Genomic DNA, 17,641 nt, shown 5'->3' with positions numbered 1-17,641 from the left:
TTGCCCCATGCGTACTGCCAAGGAAGCCCCCAGCGTCTTCCCCTGCTTCCGCTATCGCGACGCCCCCAAGATGATCGACTGGCTGGGAGACGCTTTCGGCTTCTCAGTCCGCGCCAAGTACATGGATGGCGACAAGGTCGCACATGCGGAGCTGACGCTGGGCTCGTCCATCGTCATGGCCGGCTCGGTGAAGGACGACGACTACGGGCGCATCGTCGGGGGTCCCGGCCGGGACAATGCCGGCAAGTCGGTTTACATTGCCGTCCCCGATGCCGACGCCGTCTACGCGACCGCGAAGGCGGCGGGCGCCAGGATCGTGGACGAACTCACCAACCGCGACTACGGCAGCCGCGAGTTCATCTGCACCGACCCGGAAGGCCATGTCTGGGCCTTCGGAACCTACTGGCCGAAGGCTGACGAACCCGCGATGTGATCACCCTTCGGCGACGCCGATCGCCGACTTCTGCGCAAGCGGGCCGCCTCGCCAGAGATAGATGGCGAGCAGCGGCTCGCTCCCCGTGCGCATTGCGTGGCTGACATTCGAGGGATGGTGGATGACCTCGCCGGCGCCGGCTGGCTGGAAACCGCCCCGGCCTTTTCTCCATTCCGTCCCGCCGGTCAGGGGAAGGTAGACCTCCTCGGCCGTGTGGTGATGGTCGGGGTAGGTCGTGTGCGGGCCGAGCAGCAGAAACCCTCCCGCGACGCTGTCGCTGGCGAAACGCCCGCGGGTGCCGCACAGTTCGACCCAGCCATAATTCTGCATGAACGCCGGCCCAAAATCCTGCGCGGTGTAGGTCTGGCCCCACTGCAGCAGATGCTCGCTTGCCACGAGCAGGTCGGCCAGTTTTCGAGCGGCCGGAGACGCCGCGGCGACGCAGCGCGGCAGGATCTCCACAACCGGCAGCGTCCTTGCCTCGAGCCGGCGGACGGGCATGCTCCTGTCGATCATGGCGGCGAACGAGGCCACAGGCTCCCCGAACGTCGCCACATGGTCCAGGAACGCACCAAGCAGTTCATCAAGCGGAGTCGTCACAACGAGCCTCGTATGTCGATTTCTGCACAACCGCTCTGCTCTGCCTGGCTCCGGGTTTGCCTGCGGCGCTCATTGATCTAGATTGTCGGCAGCGTATCAGGAAGACCGGTTGGGAGGCCATCATGGACGTCGCGATCGACACAACCGCCGGTCAGTTCGAACTCACCGAGGACCAACGCGCCATCCAGGAGATGGCACACGCCTTCGCGGCGGAGCGCGTCGCGCCGCACGCGCTGGAGTGGGACAAGGCAAAGCACTTTCCTTCGGACGTGATCCGCGAGACGGGCCCTCTGGGCTTTGGCGGCATCTACGTGCGCGACGATGTCGGCGGCTCGGCTCTCGGCCGCCTCGATGCGGTCCTGATCTTCGAGGCCCTGTCCAGGGCCTGCCCGGGTTTCTCGTCCTTCATCTCCATCCACAACATGGGTGCGTGGATGATCGACACCTTCGGCAACGAGGAGCAGCGCCAGCGTTTCCTGCCCAGGCTCACCTCGATGGAGTGGCTGGCGAGCTACTGCCTGACCGAGCCCGGCTCCGGGTCGGACGCGGCCGCCCTGAAGACGCGCGCGACGCGCTCCGGCGGCAACGGCAGCGACTACGTCCTCAACGGCGCCAAGCAGTTCATCTCGGGCGCCGGCGAGAGCGACGTCTATGTCGCCATGGTGCGCACCGGCGACGACGGGCCCAAGGGCATATCCACCCTCGTCATCCCCAAGGATGCGCCAGGCCTTTCCTTCGGCGCCAACGAGACCAAGATGGGCTGGCACATGCAGCCGACCCGCCAGGTTATCTTCGAGGACTGCAAGGTCCCGGCGGAAAACCTGCTGGGCGGCGAAGGCGTCGGCTTCAAGATCGCCATGGCGGGCCTCGACGGTGGCCGCCTCAACATTGCCGCCTGCTCGCTTGGCGGGGCACAGTCGGCCTTCGACAAGGCGCTCGCCTATGCCGGAGAGCGCAAGGCGTTCGGCAAGACGATCGACCAGTTCCAGGCGCTGCAGTTCAAGCTGGCCGACATGGAGACCGACCTCCAGGCCTCGCGCATGCTGCTCTACGCCGCCGCCTCGAAGCTTGACCGCAAGACGCACGACGCCTCGAAGTGGTCTGCCATGGCCAAGCGCTTCGTCACCGACACCTGCTCCGCGATCGCCAACGACGCCCTGCAGATCCACGGCGGCTACGGCTACCTGCACGACTATGGCATCGAGAAGCTGGTGCGCGACCTGCGCGTCCACCAGATCCTCGAAGGCACCAACGAGATCATGCGGGTCATCATCGCGAGGCATCTGGTAAGGCAGTAGGGGAATAGGGGAGTAAGGCAGTAGGGGAACAAGGACAGAAGATGAGCCCGCTCCCAACATGCCGCGCTCTCACTACTGCTTCACTGCCTTACTCCCCTACTGCCTTACTCCCCTACTCCCCTACTCCCCTATTCCCCTAACTCCCAAGGAGCTCCCTCATGACCACCATCGCCTTCATCGGCCTCGGCAACATGGGCAACCCGATGGCGGCCAACCTGGTGAAGGCCGGGCACACCGTTCAGGGCTTCGACCTGGTGGCGGAAAATCTCGCGGTGGCCCGCGAGCATGGCGTGGCGGCGGTGGAGAGCGCAGCCGCCGCTGCCAAGGGCGCCGACGTGGTCATCACCATGCTGCCCGCCGGCAAGCATGTGCTGTCCGTCTATGAGGACATCGCGCCGAAGGCCGCCAAGGGCGCGCTCTTCATCGATTCCTCGACCATCGACGTCGAGTCCGCGCGCAAGGCCCACGCGATTGCGGCCAGCCACGGCCTGCTGTCGGTCGATGCACCCGTTTCAGGCGGAACCGGCGGCGCGGCGGCCGGCACCCTCACCTTCATGGCCGGCGGCTCCAACGAGGCCTTCGCCAAGGCCGAGCCGATCCTGAAGCCGATGGCGGGCAAGATCGTGCATTGCGGAGACGGCGGCGCCGGCCAGGCGGCGAAGATCTGCAACAACATGATCCTCGGCATTTCGATGATCGGCGTTTCAGAGGCCTTCGTGCTGGCCGAGAAGCTCGGCCTGTCCCACCAGGCGCTCTTCGACGTCGCATCGACGTCGTCGGGTCAATGCTGGTCGCTCACCACCTATTGCCCCGTCCCCGGTCCGGTGCCCACCTCGCCTGCGAACCGCGACTACCAGCCGGGCTTTGCGGCAGCACTGATGCTGAAGGATCTGAAGCTCTCGCAGGAGGCTGCGCAAGCCGCCGGCGCAGTGACGCCGCTGGGCGCCGAGGCGACGCAGCTCTACGGTCTATTCAGCGCACAGGGCAATGGCGGCGCAGACTTCTCAGGCATTATCCGCTTCCTGCGCGGCGATGTCGCATAAGCTGCTCGCATTTCTACAGTTTTTCTCTCGATCTCGCCTAAAAAAAGCTGAGATTCACCTTTGCTTAATGTCTCGATAACCGCCCGGTAACGATGTCTCTTTAGAACGGAGTGCGAGGCGGTGATCGCAACCGCCCAACGCTCCGGATCAGGTCTCGCGTACCGGAGCCGTGACTTTCGCAGTGTCTGTCGTCGCGAAAGGCCATGCGTTTTAGATGGCAAAGCCCGCGCCTCGGAAGAGACGCGGCCTTTGCCGTTTCGCACGCCCATCAGCTTCTGGAAAATCGCCGGTAGTTGGCTTTGACGCGACGGCCTGCGGGCTTCAGCGCGGCCTCCGCCGCCTGCCGCATCGCGCTGCCGTCCACCAGAGCCGGAACACGGCCTGACAGCACTTCGGGCCAGAACGTCCAGGCCGATTTCAACAGCGTGAACTGCGCGGCGGCGAGGCCCTCGGCGGCTGCACCCAGCTTTTCCGCCACGGCGCGCGTCGTCTCCGTCCTGAAAGGGTTTGTCGCGGTCGCTTCCGCAGCGAGGATCGGCAGCCGCACCGCCATGACCGCCGGCGCGAGCATGAGGTCGGCCCCTGTCGCCGCGTGCCGACGCCGTGCATTGCTTTTTCGGTACTTCATGGGAGTCACCTCTGCGAAGCGCCGCCTCGGCGCCGGTTGATCGAATTCGGCTCCTCCCGAACTCCCCGCCTCAGTCAGGCGGCTGGAACTGCGCATCGACCGGCGGTCTCAATGCATTGGCCAGCCGGTTGGTTTCATTTGCCTTGCCCACGACCGCCAGCAACTCCGTGAGTTGCGTGTCGGTCATTCCCTTCGCTCGCGCGGAGGCCGTATGGGAATAGGTGCAGTATTCGCACCCGTTGGTCGCCGAAACGGCGATGTAGATGAGTTCCTTGGTCAACGGGTCGAGCGCTCCCGGTCCCATGATCTCCTTCAGCGATTCCCAGGTCCGTTTCAGGTGGGCCGGGTCGTGAGCCAGCACCTTCCAGAAATTGTTGACCCAGTCGCTCTTCCGGGTCGCCATGATGTCGTCGTAGACGGCGCGAACTTCCGCACTCGCCGCATCGTACTCGATCAACGGAAGGATCGGCTTTCCGCTCATGGCATTCCCTCCGAAACGGCGGGCGCTGCAGCGCCCGCATGAAACCTGTTACTTGCGCCCGAGATCGGCCGCGGCAAGGTCGAGCGCCCTGGCGATGCGGTCGCAGGCGAGATCGATCGTCTCCCGCGTCCAGATCAACGGCGGCGAGAGGATCATGGTGTCGCCGGTCGCGCGCATCATGAGTCCGTTGGCGATGGCATGGTCGCGCACGACCACTGCTGCGCTGCCGGACGGCTCGAAGCGAGCGCGCGTCGCCCTGTCACTGACGATCTCGATGGCGCCGAGAAGGCCGAAGGTGCGGACCTCGCCGACCAGCGGATGGCCGGCGACGCGCTTCTGGAGCTGTTCGCCGAAATAGGGGCCGGTGTCGCTCCGCACCCGCTCGATCATGCCTTCCCGCTCGATGATCTCGAGGTTCCTGAGCGCCACCGCGCAGGCGACGGGGTGCCCGGAGTACGTGTAGCCGTGGTAGAACTCGCCGCCCTTCTCGACCAGCGTCGCGGCGATGCGGTCGCCAACCAGCAACGCCGACAGCGGCTGATAACCCGAGGTCAGCGCCTTAGCGGTCGTGATGGTGTCGGCCTCGATCCCCATCGACTGTGCCGCGAACCACTCTCCTGTGCGCCCATAGCCGGTGATCACCTCGTCGAGCATCAGGAGCACGTCGTACTTGCGGCAGATACGCTGGATCTCGGGCCAGTAGCTCGCCGGCGGAATCTTCACGCCGCCCGCCCCCTGGATCGGCTCGCCGATGAAGGCCGCGACATTGTCGGGACCGGCCTCGAGGATCGCGTCCTCCACCGCCCTCGCCGCGCGGATGCCGAAATCCTGGTCGCTCTCGCCGGGCAGCGCCAGCTCGAATGCATAGGGCATCATCACGTGCACGATGTTCGGCACCGCCCCGCCGAGCTGCCCGTGCATATGCTCCATGCCGCCGAGCGACGTGCCGGCAACCGTCGAGCCGTGATAGGCCATGTTGCGGGAGATGATGCGGTTTTTCTGCGGCTTGCCTTCGAGCGACCAGTAGTGGCGCACCAGCCGCAGCGCGGTGTCGTTCGATTCTGATCCGGACGAGCCGAAGAACACCTGGTTGATGTTGGCCGGCGCGATCTCGGCGATCTTCTTGGCGAGCAGCGTCGCCGGCGGCGTCGTGCACTTGAAGAAGGAGTTGTAGAAGGGCAGCTGCTTCATCTGCTCGTACGCCACCTCTGCAAGCTCGTCGCGGCCGTAGCCGACGTTCACGCACCACAGGCCGGCCATGGCATCGAGGATTTCCTTGCCCTCGGAGTCGTAGATGAACGGCCCCTTTGCGCGGGCGATCATGCGGCTGCCGAGCCCACGCAATTCCTTGTGGTCGGTGAAGGGATGCAGGTGGTGCGCGGCGTCGATCTTCTGAAGCTGCTCCAGCGAATAATTTTGGTAAGTCATGGAGTTGGTCCCGTTCCTTGAAACAATCCGACAGCATCTGCCGGGGCGAATTCAGGGGTGGGACGGCGGCGAGTAGCCGATGCGCGCGCAAAGCCTCAGCATCTCCGCATGAAGGGTGCGGGGCGATGGCGTGACGGCGATGGATAGTGATCTTCGTGAGATCATGGCTCACTTTAGCCCCAGCGACGCGCAATCAGCAAGTCGAGGCTAGACGAGCCGAGCCCGGCAAGCCAACCGGCCGGCAATCACCGGACGATCTTCGTGTCCGCCTGCCGGAAGCGCAGTAGAAGCGCGCCTATCAGCGCCACGCACAGCAAGCCGTTGGCCACCGGCAATCCCTGCACACCGAAGACATTCATCATTGCGCCGGTCAGCGGAGGGCCGGCAATGCCGCCCAGTCCCCAGAACAGCGCGAAGGCCGCATTGCCCGTGATCAGGATAGATCCAGAGAAGCGCTCGCCCAGCGAGACCAGCGCCATGGTGTAGATGCCGAAGGCGGCCGCTCCCCAGATGAACGCGACCGGCCAGACCAGCAGCGTCGTGAACAGTGCCGGGAGCACCGCGCATCCGGCCAATGCGGTCACCGCGCAGATGAGCATGGTGCGCAGCGCGCCGATACGCTCCGCCAGCGCCCCGAGCGGCACCTGCAGGGCGATGTTGCCGGCGATGAACACCGTCAGCAGCGCGGCGATCCTCTGCTCCGGGCTGCCATGGCCCTCTCCATACACGGAGAACAGCGCCAGCAGCGCCTGCTCGAAGGCGGCGGCGACAAACACCGCCAGCACCAGCAGCGGCGCCAGCCTGGCAAAACCGGCGACCGAGGTGGGATGTTCCTCATTCGACATTGCCGGCAGGCGCGGCAGAACCGCCACCAGGATGAGGCCGCACAGGACGAATGCCGAAATGCCGATCAGGAACGGCGGCCAGCCTTCGGTGCCCACCATCGTCAGGGTCAGCGGTCCGACGGCGAAGCCTCCCGATACGATCGAAGTATAGATGCCCATGATCCGGCCGCGCCTGCGCGCCGGCGCAATGGCGATGAGCCAGGTCTCGCTGACCACATAGAGCGGGTTGGCGACGAAGCCGAGCAGGAAGCGCAGCGGGAACCAGAGCCACACGTCCTGCGTCCAGCCGATGAGGGCAAGCGCGACGGCGGCGAGGCACGCGCAGGCGATCGCCAGCCGGCCGGCGTCGAAGCGCCGCGTCAACCACGGGATGATCGGCGAGGACACGATGAAGCCGAGCGGCGTCATTGCCGCCGAAGCGCCGATCAAGGCCGGCGAAACGCCCTCGCGCAGGAGGATGAAGCTGAGCAGCGGATAGGAAAGCCCTTGCGAGACGGCGAAGACGCTGACCGTGGCGATGATGCCAGCCATCGCCGCCCACGAGTTCATCCGTGCCTGATCTGCCGTCCGTTCTATCGCACCCATGCCCGGAACCGATCAGCGCGCGATTCTGAAAGCAATGGTGCAGGCCGGATCAATCATTGGCGGTGCCGGCCCTCAGCCGGCGCCGCCCAGTGCCCGCTCCAGGAAGACGTACTTCATCGCAGTCTGCTCCGCCTGCGGTCGCCGGTCCCCTCGCCCGCCATGGCCGCCTTCCGTCTCCTCGAAATAGAGCGTCTTTCCGTGGCCTGCCGCCTGCATGCGTGCGGCCATTTTTCGCGCATGGCCGGGATGCACGCGGTCGTCCGCCGTCGAGGTGGTCAGCAGCACCGGCGGATAGTCGGCCTCGGCATCGATATGCTGGTAGGGCGAGTAGGCGGCAATCGCCGCCGCCTCATCCGGTATCGCGGGGTCGCCGTATTCGGCGATCCACGACGCGCCCGGCGGCAACTCGGTGTAACGCAGCATGTCCAGCAGTGGCACCTCGATGATGACCGCACCGAACAGCTCGGGCCGCTGTGTCAGCGAGGCGCCGGTCAGCAGCCCGCCGTTCGATCCGCCCTGGATGCCGAGCTGCGCCGCCGTGGTGATGCCGCGCCGGACGAGATCCTCGGCGACGGCCGCGAAATCGTCGAACGCCTTCTGCCGGTTGCCCTTCAGCGCGGCCTCGTGCCACGCCGGACCGAACTCGCCGCCGCCGCGAATGTTGGCCTGCACGTAGACATTGCCCCTCTCCAGCCACAGCCGGCCGCGCACGCCGGCATAGCCGGGCAGCAGCGGCACCTGGAAGCCGCCATAGCCATAGAGCAGGCTCGGCAGCGGCCGGGACTGTCCTGCGGGCCGCACCACGAAGTACGGGATCATCGTCCCGTCGCTGGAGCGCGCCTCGAACTGCTCTGAGATGAGCCCCGAGGCATCAAAGCGCGACGGCTGCGCCTTCACGGTCGCCAGCGATGCACCGTGGTCGTCGGACCAGATGATGGAGCTCGGCGTCAGGAAATCGGTGAAGGAGAACGACACCGTCGCGCCGAACTGGTCGGCATGGCTGATGCCGACATTGCCGTTCGTCGGAAGCGCCAAGGTCTCCAGCACCCAGCGCCCGTCGCGGCGCTGGCAGGCCAGCACCTTGCCGCGCACATTGTCCATGACGCTGATGAACAGTTTTTCTGACGTGTCGGCCACGCCGCCGATGGAAACCCTGTGCTGCGCCGCAAGCAGCGTTTCGACCGGACCGAGCACGCCCGTCTCCAGCCAGCGGTCGAAGTCGAAGGAATAGAGCGCATCCGGCACACAGGCCGTACCGTCCGGGGCGGTCCACGGGGTGCGCACGCCGAACACCGCCTGCCCCTTGAAAAGCGACAGGCTGGCGAGGTCGTCGGGCATCGGGACTTGCCGGATCTCACCGGACGGTAGGCGAACGAAATTGTGGGAGCGGAAGAAGTCGATGGTGCGGCTCAGGAACACATGCTTCCTGTCGCCGTCGAAATCGACCGATGCGCCGGCGGCAAGGTCCGCCTTCTCCGCCTCGAAGATCGGGGTTGCGGCTCCGACGGGCGTGCCGCGCTTCCAGATCTTTACAACCCGCGGATAGCCGGACGACGTCTTGTCGGCCTCATCGAACGCCGCCGAGAGCAGCACCGTGTCTGCATCGAGCCAGGTCGCCCCCGACTTCGACGCCGGCGCACGAAAGCCCCCTTCGACAAAGCTTTTCGTTTCGATGTCGAACTCGCGAATCTCGGAGGCGTCGCCGCCGTCAGGCGAAAGGCGGAGCAGACAGCGCGAAAAATCCGGATGGAGCCTTGCTGCCCCGCTGAAAACCCACTTGACGCCTTCCTCGGCCGCCAGTCGGTCAAAATCGATGATCGCTTCCCAGTCCGGCTTCTCGGTCTTGTAGGATTCCACGGTGGTGCGACGCCAAACCCCGAGCGGGTTCGCCTTGTCCTGCCAGAAATTGTAGACGCGCCCACGCAGCGCATAGCCGACCGCGATGTTGTCTTCGGCCGTCATCAGCTCCAGCGCTGTCTCGAAATGGGACGTGTAGCGCGGGTCGGAGCGCAGCTCGCCGAGCGTCGCCGCATTCTGGCTGCGGACCCACGCCAAGGCCTCATCGCTCTTCCTATCCTCGAGCCAGAGGAACTCGTCCTCGGGAATGTCCTGCATCGCCAGCGGCTTCGCTCCAGTGCTTGTCATCTCGTCTCCAGTCCTGCGCGTATCGGCACCTAACATCGAGACGCCATGCCGCCAATTCAATACGCACGGGCTCCCCATGACAGAGCCGGTCGCCGCCAACGCCGGCGGCCGTCGCGGCATGTCGCTTCCCTGTCGCTTCTGGTCGCCGGCCCCGCATTGGCTCGACATGCCCCGCGCCATTATGCCGGCTCGAATCCCGTCTTTGCGCTACGAGGAACCCGTCATGAATGCAGCGCTTCAACCGGCCGAAACGGCCGTTCTCCCCGAGCGCACGCGCCGTGGCGGCCGCGCCGGAAAGCGCGTCGGCGGCTCGGCGGCCTTCGAGCAGCCACCGTTCCGCCAGCTCAGGATTCCCTTCCCTCCGACGAAGCTGATCTCCGACGACGAGCTCGAATCGATCCATCTCGCGTCGCTGCGGGTTCTGAAGGAGATCGGTCTCGACGTCCTCCACGAGGGTGCACGCCAGATCATGAAGGATCACGGCGCCGACGTTCGCAGCGGCTCCGAGCGGGTGCACTTCGATTCCGACATGCTTCTGGAGATGGTGTCGCATGCTCCGTCGGAGTTCACGCTGCACGCCCGGAACCCGGCGCATGACGTGCGCATCGGCGGCGACAACGTCGTCATCGTGCAGGTTGCCTCGGCGCCCAATTCCTCAGACGTCGACGGTGGCCGCAGGCCCGGCAACCAGAAGGATTTCCGCAATCTCGTGCGGCTGGCGCAGATGCACAACGTCATCCACATGACGGGCGGCTACCCGGTCGAGCCCGTCGACATCCACCCATCGGTGCGCCACCTCGAATGCATCCGCGATCTCGCGACGCTGACCGACAAGGCGTTCCACATCTATTCGCTGGGCAAGGAGCGCAATGTCGACGGCATCGAGATCACGCGCATCGCCCGCGGCATCAGCCACGAGCAGATGCTGAAGGAGCCGTCGGTCTATTCGATCATCAACACCAATTCGCCGCTGAAGCTCGACGTGCCGATGATGGAAGGGATCATCCAGATGTCGTCGCGCGGCCAGGTCATCATCGTCACGCCCTTCACCCTGTCGGGCGCCATGGCGCCGGTCACCATCGCCGGCGCGCTGGTGCAGCAGAACGCCGAGGCCCTGGCCGGCATTGCCTTCACCCAGATGGTGAGGAAGGGCGCGCCGGTCGGCTATGGCGGCTTCACCTCCAACGTCGACATGAAATCGGGCGCACCCGCCTTCGGCACGCCGGAATACATGAAGGCGCAACTGGTCGGCGGCCAGCTCGCGCGCCGCTACAAGATCCCCTACCGCTCCTCGAACACCTGCGCCGCCAACGCAGTCGACGCGCAATCGGCCTATGAAAGCGTGTTCTCGCTCTGGGGCGCGATCCAGGGAGGCGCTAACGTCATCCTCCATGCCGCCGGCTGGCTCGAAGGCGGGCTGCGCGCCTCTTTCGAGAAGACGATCCTCGACATCGACCTGCTCCAGATGGTCGCGGAGTTCCTGACGCCGCTCGACCTGTCGGAGGACGCGCTGGCGGTGGACGCCATCCGCGACGTCGGCCCGGGCGGCCACTTCTTCGGCACGCCGCACACCCAGTCGCGCTACAAGACCGCCTTCTATGCCCCCATCATCTCGGACTGGCGCAACTACGAGACCTGGGCCGAGGCCGGCTCGCCGACGGCGGTCGAGCGCGCCAACCGGGTGTGGAAGGAACGCCTCGCCACCTACGAGGAACCGTCGATGGACCCCGCCATCCGCGAAGAGCTCGACGCCTTCGTCGAAAAGCGCATCGCCGAAGGCGGCGCGCCGACGGATTTTTGAGTTTTGGCGAGGGCAGATAGTTGAAAAAGTCCCCCTCTCCGTCGCCGCTTCGCGACGACACCTCTCCCCCACTTCGTGAGGGAGAGGACGGGAGCCAGGTCGGGCACCCGTCCTCTCCACCCGGAACGGGGGGAGAGGTGTCGCCGCGAAGCGGCGACGGAGAGGGGGGCAAATCACATGCAAACACTCGCCGACCACCGAAGGCTACGGCGCGCGCACGCGCCATGCGCAAGGACGGCACCAAGGAAGAAGCGCTACTTTGGCTTGAATTGAAGGCGAAGCGACTCGGCGGACATCACTTTGTGCGCCAATTCCCCATCGGACCATACATCGCAGACTTCGCCTGTCGGAAGTCTAAGCTCATCGTCGAGATCGACGGCTCCCAGCACGCCGACAGCCCACACGACCGACGCCGCGACGAATTCATGCGCCAGCAGGGCTTCTCCACCCTCCGCTTCTGGAACCACGACGTCCTGAGACATCGCACCTCCGTCTGCGACACCATCCTCGCCGCGCTCGATGGGCGCTTGGCGGAGGCGGTTGAGAGTGCCGACCTTCGTTTCGCCTACGCGTCGCAAACCTCGCGGGACGTTGCCCGCCTCGCCGGAGAGCACGCATGACCTCCCGCCGCGCCATCCACGCCCCGGACGCCCCGCAGTCGAAGGGCGGCTATGCTCAAGCGCTGGAAGTGACCGGCGCCACCCGCACGCTCTATGTCTCCGGCCAGATCCCCGAGAGTGCCGACGGCAAGGTGCCGGAAGACTTCGAATCCCAGGCGAGGCTCTGCTGGCAAAACATCGGAGCGCAGCTCCGCGCCGCCGGGATGACGCTCGACAATCTCGTCAAGGCGACGATCTTCCTGTCGGACCGCCGCTACGCCATGCCCAACCGCACGGTGCGCAACGAGGTGCTTGCCGGCCGCGAGATCGCGCTGACGGTCATCATCTGCGATATCTTCGACGACAAATGGCTGCTTGAGATCGAGGCCATTGCCGCCGCCTGACTCATTTTCTCAACCACCTGAATCGGTTTTTGCACGAACGGACGCAACATCATGAAATCCCATGTCAAAGCAGTTGTCATCGGCGGCGGCGTCGTCGGCTGTTCGGTGCTCTACCACCTCGCCCGCGCCGGCTGGACCGACATCATGCTCATCGAGCGTTCGGAGCTGACCTCCGGCTCGTCCTGGCACGCGGCCGGCGGCTTCCACACGCTGAACGGCGACCCCAACGTGGCCAAGCTGCAGGCCTATACCGTCCAGCTCTACAAGGAGCTGGAGGAAGTCTCGGGCCAGTCCTGCTCGCTGCACCTGACCGGCGGCGTCATGCTTGCCGACAGCCCGGAACGCATGGATTTTTTGCGGCTGGCGCACGCCAAGGGCCGCTATCTCGGCATGGACACCGAGCTGATCACGCCCTCCGAGGCGAAGGCGATGTTCCCGTTCATGGACGAGAGCCACTTCGTCGGCGCCATGTGGGACCCGGTCGAGGGCCATCTCGACCCGTCCGGCACCACCATCGCCTATTCCAAGGCGGCGAAGAAGCTGGGTGCCGAGATCGTGCTGCGCAACTCGGTGAAGGAACTGACCCAGCAGCCGGACGGCACCTGGAACGTCATCACCGAGCAGGGCACGGTGAAGGCCGAGCACGTGGTGAACTGCGGCGGCCTGTGGGCGCGCGAGGTCGGCCGCATGGTCGGCGTTGAGCTGCCGGTGCTGGCCATGGAGCACATGTACCTCCTCACCGAGCCGATGCCCGAGGTCGAGGCGTTCAACCGCGAGACCGGCCGCGAGATGGTCGGCGTGCTCGACTTCAAGGGCGAGATCTACACGCGGCAGGAGCGCAACGGCATCCTGCTCGGCACCTATGAGAAGGCCTGCAAGCCTTGGTCGCCGGTCAACACGCCGTGGGACTTCGGCCACGAGCTGCTGCCCCCCGACCTCGACCGTATCGCGCCCTCGCTCGAGGTCGGCTTCCGGCATTTCCCCGGCATCGCCAATGCGGGGATAAAGCAGGTCATCAACGGCCCCTTCACCTTCGCGCCCGACGGCAACCCGCTGGTCGGCCCGGTCCAGGGCCTCACCAACTACTGGGTGGCCTGCGCCGTCATGGCCGGGTTCAGCCAGGGCGGCGGCGTTGGCCTCGCCTTGTCGAACTGGATGGTGAACGGCGATCCCGGCTTCGATGTCTGGGGCATGGACGTCGCCCGCTGGGGCGAATGGGCGTCGCTGCGCTATACCAACGCCAAGGTCCGCGAAAACTATTCGCGCCGCTTCTCGATCCGCTTCCCGAACGAGGAGCTTCCGGCGGCGCGCCCGGCCCAGACCACCCCGCTCTACGACACGATGGTCGCGCAGAACGCCGTCATGGGCGATTCATGGGGCCTGGAAACGCCGCTCTGGTTCGCGCCGACGGGAGCCGAGCCGAAGGACATCGTCTCCTTCCACCGCTCGAACGATTTTGTCCATGTCGGCAATGAGGTGCGCGCCGTCCGCGAGCGTGTGGGCGTCACCGAGATCGCCAACTTCGCGAAATATGAAGTCAGCGGAACGGGTTCGGAGGATTTCCTGAATCGCCTCATGACCAACCGCATGCCGAAGAAGGGCCGCATCGTGCTGACGCCGATGCTCAACGAGTTCGGCCGGCTGATCGGCGATTTTACGATTGCCAACACCGCTACCAGGACGGATGAGGAAAAATTCATGATCTGGGGCTCGTCGGCGGCCCAGAAGTACCACATGCGCTGGTTCGAAAAACACCTGCCGAAGGACGGCTTGATCCGCATCCACCGTTTCGACCAGACGCTGGTCGGCCTCTCCATCGCAGGCCCGAAGTCGCAGGCGCTGTTGCAGAAACTGGTCGACGTCGACGTCTCGACGAAAGCCTTCCGCTTCATGGACTTCCGCGAAATGGCGGTCGGCGGCGCGCCCTGCATGGTCAACCGCATCACCTACACGGGCGACCTCGGCTACGAGATCTGGATGCAGCCGGCCTACCAGCGGCTCGTCTATGCGGCGATCAAGGAGACCGGAGAGGAGTTCGGCATCGTCGACTTCGGCATGCGGGCGCTGCTCTCCATGCGGCTGGAGAAGAATTTTCCCACCTGGTTCCGCGAGCTTCGCCCGATCTACGGGCCGTTCGAGGGCGCGATGGACCGTTTCATCCGCATGGAGAAGAACGATTTTATCGGCCGGGACGAGGCCGCCAAGCAACTCACGGCGGGCGGCGGCAAGCTGCGCCGCGTCTCGCTGGTCGTGGACGCGGCCGACGCCGACGTCATGGGCGACGAGCCGATCTGGGCCAAGGTGAACGGCAGGGATTTCGGCACAGTGGAGAAGCCGCACGGCTATGGCGCGCCGCGCTTCGATGCCAGCGGGAAGGCCGTTCGTGGTTCGTCTGCCGCCTCAGGCGCATCCGCGGTGCGCGGCATCCATGACGGCGAATGGTCGGTGGTCGGCTGGGTGACGTCGGGCGGCTTCGCCCACTATGTCGGCAAGTCGATGGCCCAGGGCTACGTGCCGGCGGAGCTTGCCGCCAACGAGAGCGGGGGCCTGTTCGAGATCGAGATCCTCGGCCACCGCCGCCCTGCCCGCATCAATATCGAGCCGCCCTTCGATCCGGCCGGCGAGAAAATGCGGGGATAGTAGGCGCGCAATCGCACCAGATGATCCGCAATCACCCCCACTCCGCCTCGCTTCGCTCAGCACCTCTCCCCCTGCCCGGGGGGAGAGGAAAGGCGGCAAGGTTGGCGCCCCTCCTCTCCCTCGTCGAACGGAGGAGAGGTGGTCGGCGAAGCCGACCGGAGTGGGGGCGATTGCGATGACCTGCAATGAGGCCGGGCACAAACGTCGGCCGTGGCCGCAGGATCGTGCCCTTCGACACGAAGGTCGAAGCCTCGGTCGATGCGCCGCGCACCTACCCGCTCGACACGCGCCTTTCCCGAAAATGAGAACGCCGGGGCAAGCCCGGCGTCGTTCAAGAGCGGATGTTACGGTCAAGCCTTCTGCGTGGCGGTCTCGCTGCCCTTTACGCCGGGCTCCTCCATGCGCGAAAACCAGTTCGCGACGAGTGCGCCCGAGATGTTGTGCCATACGCTGAAGACGGCGCTCGGCACGGCCGCCAGCGGCGAGAAGTGCGCCGCGGCGAGCGCTGCGCCGAGACCGGAGTTCTGCATGCCGACCTCGATCGAGATCGCCTTGCGCTTGGCCAGCGACAGGCCGGCGGCGCGGGCGGCGAAATAGCCGAGCAGCAGTCCCAGCCCGTTGTGCAGGACAACGACCACGAAGATCAGCAGGCCCGATTCCGCGATCTTGACCTGGTTTACGGCGACGACGGCCGCCACGATCAGCACGATGCCGACGACGCTGACCAGCGGTAGCGCCGGCACGGCGGCCTTGACCGCGGCCGGCGCGATCTTCTGGATGGCGAAGCCGAGCGCCAGCGGCACAAGAATCACCTTCACGATCGACATGAACATGCTCATTGCGTCGACCGGCAGGTACTGGCTGGCGAACATCCAGACGAGGAAGGGCGTCACGATGGGCGCCAACAGCGTGGTGACGCTGGTGCAGGCGACCGAAAGGGCGACGTCGCCCTTGCCGAGATAAGTCATGACGTTGCTTGCCGTGCCGCCCGGGCAGCAGCCGACGAGGATCACGCCCGCCGCCACTTCCGGCGACATCGGGATGACGCGGGTGAGCAGCACGGCCAGCAGCGGCATGATCAGGAATTGCCCCGCGACGCCGATGAACACGTCGAACGGGCGGCGTCCGACTTCGGCGAAGTCCTTGGCCGAGATCGTCAGGCCCATGCCGAACATGATGATGCCCAGCAGCGTCACGATCCACGGCGCGAACACGCTGAAGGTCGACGGCAGGAGGAAGGCGAGCACAGCGAAGACGATCACCCAGATCGCGAAACTGCGCCCGACGAACGCCGAGAATGAAGCAAGTGCCTGCACGATGATTTATCCCTAAAAAGTTGTTCGGGGAATATTCCTGCCCGGACGCGCCAGAACGACAGGAAGTTGCACGCTTTTCACGCCGAGCTTTACGAATTGCAACCAGAAACATCCCGCGTGCGTCACATTTTCTATTGACGCACCGTCAACATGAACTCGATGACGTTGCGTCAAATCTTGCACGCTACAGTTGAATACATTTCACGGCGAGGATTTCAGCTCGACTGACGAGCGGACGTATCCGGGCGTTTGCCTGGCATAGCTTCGAAATCTTGACTGGGGCGTCGCCCGTATATCTGATCACCTCTCGTAACGGCAAGGGAAGGCGTGTGGACAGTCCGGTCGCCACCAATACGCGTCGCGTGGAACTGATCGCCGCGTTCGACGCGCGGTTCTCCGATTTCGACGCCATGGCTGGAAGCCCGGTCGCCTGGGACCAGAAGTACGACCACATTGGCCGCGGCAGCTTCGACGGGCGTATCGCGCAGGTCGTGCTCAACACGATGCAGGTCGGCCGCGTCACCTACCGGCCGGGGATCATGCAACGTGGCTGCGCGCCCCCGGGGTCCTGGGTCATCGCGCTACCGGTGGCGGTCGAAGGCACGCTGCATCTACGAGGACGTCAGGTCGCAATTGGCCAGCCACTGCTGGTCGGACCATGTGACGACATGGCCTTCACCGCCAACGGAGCCGCTGGTCTCGCCATCGCCGCGATCCCGGTCGAGCAGATCGAGCGCTGGATGTGGATCCGGCGCGGCGGGAATGGCCTCGCCCGCAGATATCTCGACCGCGCATGGACGGTTTCAGAAGGCGAGATTGCCCGCCGCGGCGCGACCGTTCTGAGGTTGCTCACGGCGCTGCTTCAGGGAGCGCAGGAGGGCATCCATCAAGACACTCTGGAATTGATCGAGGGAGCGCTCGTGGACACCGTTCTGGGCATGGTTCCGTCGTCGGAAGTGGCGGAGCCATTGCATCGCCGCGCCCGAACGGCGCTGAAACTACGCGACATGCTTCTCGACAACGTCGAAACGCCGATGAGCGTAGGCGCGATGTGCGAAAGCCTCGGCGTCCGGGAGCGAACGCTTTTCCTGAGCTGTCTGGAGGCGTTCGGCCGCCCCCCGAAACGGCTTCTCCTGGAATTGCGCCTCAACGCGGCGCGTCGCGCACTCACCCATCCGGAAGCCGAGCGAACTGTGACGACGGTGGCATCGCGCTTCGGCTTCCTGCATTTCGGCCACTTCTCCGCAGAGTATTTTCGCCAGTTCGGCGAGTTGCCCTCCGCGACGCTCAACCGATCGCTGGGCTCGGGAAGCCTTGTAACTGCGGTGCATTCGCAAAGCGACGGGCTCAATTGGAGAACCGGAGCGGTGTCCAACTGAGCCCGTCTATCCCCGT

At 65.3% G+C, this 17,641-nt stretch carries 15 protein-coding genes; 8 read left to right on the top strand and 7 right to left on the bottom strand.

The features are described from left to right. The first annotated feature begins 7 nt into the window (after positions 1–7). Entirely contained in the window at positions 8–433 is a 426-nt protein-coding gene (locus PD284_RS12590) for a VOC family protein (RefSeq protein WP_274628536.1), read from the top strand. Here PD284_RS12590 and PD284_RS12585 read toward each other — a convergent pair whose 3' ends face one another. After that, complete coding sequence (locus PD284_RS12585; protein WP_274628535.1) at positions 434–1,033, bottom strand: dimethylsulfonioproprionate lyase family protein; 600 nt, start codon at positions 1,031–1,033, stop codon at positions 434–436. It abuts the gene before it with no gap. A 122-nt stretch (positions 1,034–1,155) separates the two neighbouring features. On the opposite strand from PD284_RS12585, the gene PD284_RS12580 reads away from it, so the two are divergent. Both PD284_RS12580 and mmsB read left to right on the top strand, forming a co-directional pair. Continuing rightward, positions 1,156–2,331, top strand: coding sequence for an isobutyryl-CoA dehydrogenase (locus PD284_RS12580; protein WP_274628534.1), 1,176 nt, complete (start codon positions 1,156–1,158; stop codon positions 2,329–2,331). Between the two features lie 158 nt (positions 2,332–2,489). Continuing rightward, entirely contained in the window at positions 2,490–3,374 is an 885-nt protein-coding gene (gene mmsB, locus PD284_RS12575; protein WP_274628533.1) for a 3-hydroxyisobutyrate dehydrogenase, read from the top strand. Between the two features lie 268 nt (positions 3,375–3,642). On the opposite strand, the gene PD284_RS12570 is transcribed toward mmsB, so the two are convergent. From PD284_RS12570 to PD284_RS12550, 5 genes are all read right to left on the bottom strand, one after another. Beyond that, entirely contained in the window at positions 3,643–4,002 is a 360-nt protein-coding gene (locus PD284_RS12570) for a hypothetical protein (RefSeq protein WP_274628532.1), read from the bottom strand. A 70-nt stretch (positions 4,003–4,072) separates the two neighbouring features. Further along, the gene (locus PD284_RS12565) at positions 4,073–4,483 is read right to left on the bottom strand and encodes a carboxymuconolactone decarboxylase family protein (RefSeq protein ID WP_274628531.1); all 411 of its coding nucleotides are present in this window, start codon (positions 4,481–4,483) and stop codon (positions 4,073–4,075) included. Between the two features lie 48 nt (positions 4,484–4,531). Continuing rightward, positions 4,532–5,911 carry an aspartate aminotransferase family protein gene (locus PD284_RS12560; protein ID WP_274628530.1) on the bottom strand — a complete coding sequence of 460 codons (1,380 nt, stop codon included), beginning with the start codon at positions 5,909–5,911 and terminating at the stop codon, positions 4,532–4,534. A 245-nt stretch (positions 5,912–6,156) separates the two neighbouring features. Then, a complete protein-coding gene (locus PD284_RS12555; RefSeq protein WP_274628529.1) occupies positions 6,157–7,341 on the bottom strand; it encodes an MFS transporter in 1,185 nt (394 codons plus the stop codon). A 72-nt stretch (positions 7,342–7,413) separates the two neighbouring features. Then, positions 7,414–9,486: a prolyl oligopeptidase family serine peptidase gene (locus PD284_RS12550; protein WP_274628528.1), complete on the bottom strand. Its 2,073-nt coding sequence runs from the start codon at positions 9,484–9,486 to the stop codon at positions 7,414–7,416. Positions 9,487–9,709: 223 nt separating this feature from the next. Between PD284_RS12550 and PD284_RS12545 the strand changes: the two genes are divergently transcribed. The 4 genes from PD284_RS12545 (at position 9,710) to PD284_RS12530 (ending at position 14,930) form a co-directional block, all read left to right on the top strand. Beyond that, on the top strand, positions 9,710–11,287 hold the full coding sequence (locus tag PD284_RS12545; protein ID WP_274628527.1) for a trimethylamine methyltransferase family protein: 1,578 nt from the start codon (positions 9,710–9,712) through the stop codon (positions 11,285–11,287). A 224-nt stretch (positions 11,288–11,511) separates the two neighbouring features. Continuing rightward, entirely contained in the window at positions 11,512–11,907 is a 396-nt protein-coding gene (locus PD284_RS12540; RefSeq protein WP_411956202.1) for an endonuclease domain-containing protein, read from the top strand. After that, on the top strand, positions 11,904–12,290 hold the full coding sequence (locus PD284_RS12535) for a RidA family protein (protein WP_274628525.1): 387 nt from the start codon (positions 11,904–11,906) through the stop codon (positions 12,288–12,290). Before PD284_RS12540 ends, PD284_RS12535 begins: the two co-directional genes overlap by 4 nt. A 51-nt stretch (positions 12,291–12,341) precedes the next feature. Continuing rightward, complete coding sequence (locus tag PD284_RS12530) at positions 12,342–14,930, top strand: GcvT family protein (RefSeq protein ID WP_274628524.1); 2,589 nt, start codon at positions 12,342–12,344, stop codon at positions 14,928–14,930. 350 nt (positions 14,931–15,280) lie between these two features. Here the strand turns inward: PD284_RS12530 and PD284_RS12525 are convergent, their stop codons facing one another. Then, complete coding sequence (locus PD284_RS12525) at positions 15,281–16,246, bottom strand: bile acid:sodium symporter family protein (protein ID WP_274628523.1); 966 nt, start codon at positions 16,244–16,246, stop codon at positions 15,281–15,283. A 329-nt stretch (positions 16,247–16,575) separates the two neighbouring features. On the opposite strand from PD284_RS12525, the gene PD284_RS12520 reads away from it, so the two are divergent. After that, a complete protein-coding gene (locus tag PD284_RS12520; RefSeq protein WP_274628522.1) occupies positions 16,576–17,625 on the top strand; it encodes an AraC family transcriptional regulator in 1,050 nt (349 codons plus the stop codon). Positions 17,626–17,641: the final 16 nt, after the last annotated feature.

The organism is Mesorhizobium shangrilense, assembly GCF_028826155.1.
Lineage (GTDB): Bacteria > Pseudomonadota > Alphaproteobacteria > Rhizobiales > Rhizobiaceae > Arvimicrobium > Arvimicrobium flavum.
This window is presented reverse-complemented; position numbering and strand designations above follow the sequence as displayed.

What these genes read in the sequence shown, in the direction of transcription:
- PD284_RS12590 (WP_274628536.1), top strand. Translation starts at nt 8, where the DNA reads ATGCGTACTGCCAAGGAAGCCCCCAGCGTCTTCCCCTGCTTCCGCTAT.
- PD284_RS12580 (WP_274628534.1), top strand. Translation starts at nt 1,156, where the DNA reads ATGGACGTCGCGATCGACACAACCGCCGGTCAGTTCGAACTCACCGAG.
- mmsB (WP_274628533.1), top strand. Translation starts at nt 2,490, where the DNA reads ATGACCACCATCGCCTTCATCGGCCTCGGCAACATGGGCAACCCGATG.
- PD284_RS12570 (WP_274628532.1), bottom strand. Translation starts at nt 4,002, where the DNA reads ATGAAGTACCGAAAAAGCAATGCACGGCGTCGGCACGCGGCGACAGGG.
- PD284_RS12565 (WP_274628531.1), bottom strand. Translation starts at nt 4,483, where the DNA reads ATGAGCGGAAAGCCGATCCTTCCGTTGATCGAGTACGATGCGGCGAGT.
- PD284_RS12560 (WP_274628530.1), bottom strand. Translation starts at nt 5,911, where the DNA reads ATGACTTACCAAAATTATTCGCTGGAGCAGCTTCAGAAGATCGACGCC.
- PD284_RS12555 (WP_274628529.1), bottom strand. Translation starts at nt 7,341, where the DNA reads ATGGGTGCGATAGAACGGACGGCAGATCAGGCACGGATGAACTCGTGG.
- PD284_RS12550 (WP_274628528.1), bottom strand. Translation starts at nt 9,486, where the DNA reads ATGACAAGCACTGGAGCGAAGCCGCTGGCGATGCAGGACATTCCCGAG.
- PD284_RS12545 (WP_274628527.1), top strand. Translation starts at nt 9,710, where the DNA reads ATGAATGCAGCGCTTCAACCGGCCGAAACGGCCGTTCTCCCCGAGCGC.
- PD284_RS12540 (WP_411956202.1), top strand. Translation starts at nt 11,512, where the DNA reads ATGCGCAAGGACGGCACCAAGGAAGAAGCGCTACTTTGGCTTGAATTG.
- PD284_RS12535 (WP_274628525.1), top strand. Translation starts at nt 11,904, where the DNA reads ATGACCTCCCGCCGCGCCATCCACGCCCCGGACGCCCCGCAGTCGAAG.
- PD284_RS12530 (WP_274628524.1), top strand. Translation starts at nt 12,342, where the DNA reads ATGAAATCCCATGTCAAAGCAGTTGTCATCGGCGGCGGCGTCGTCGGC.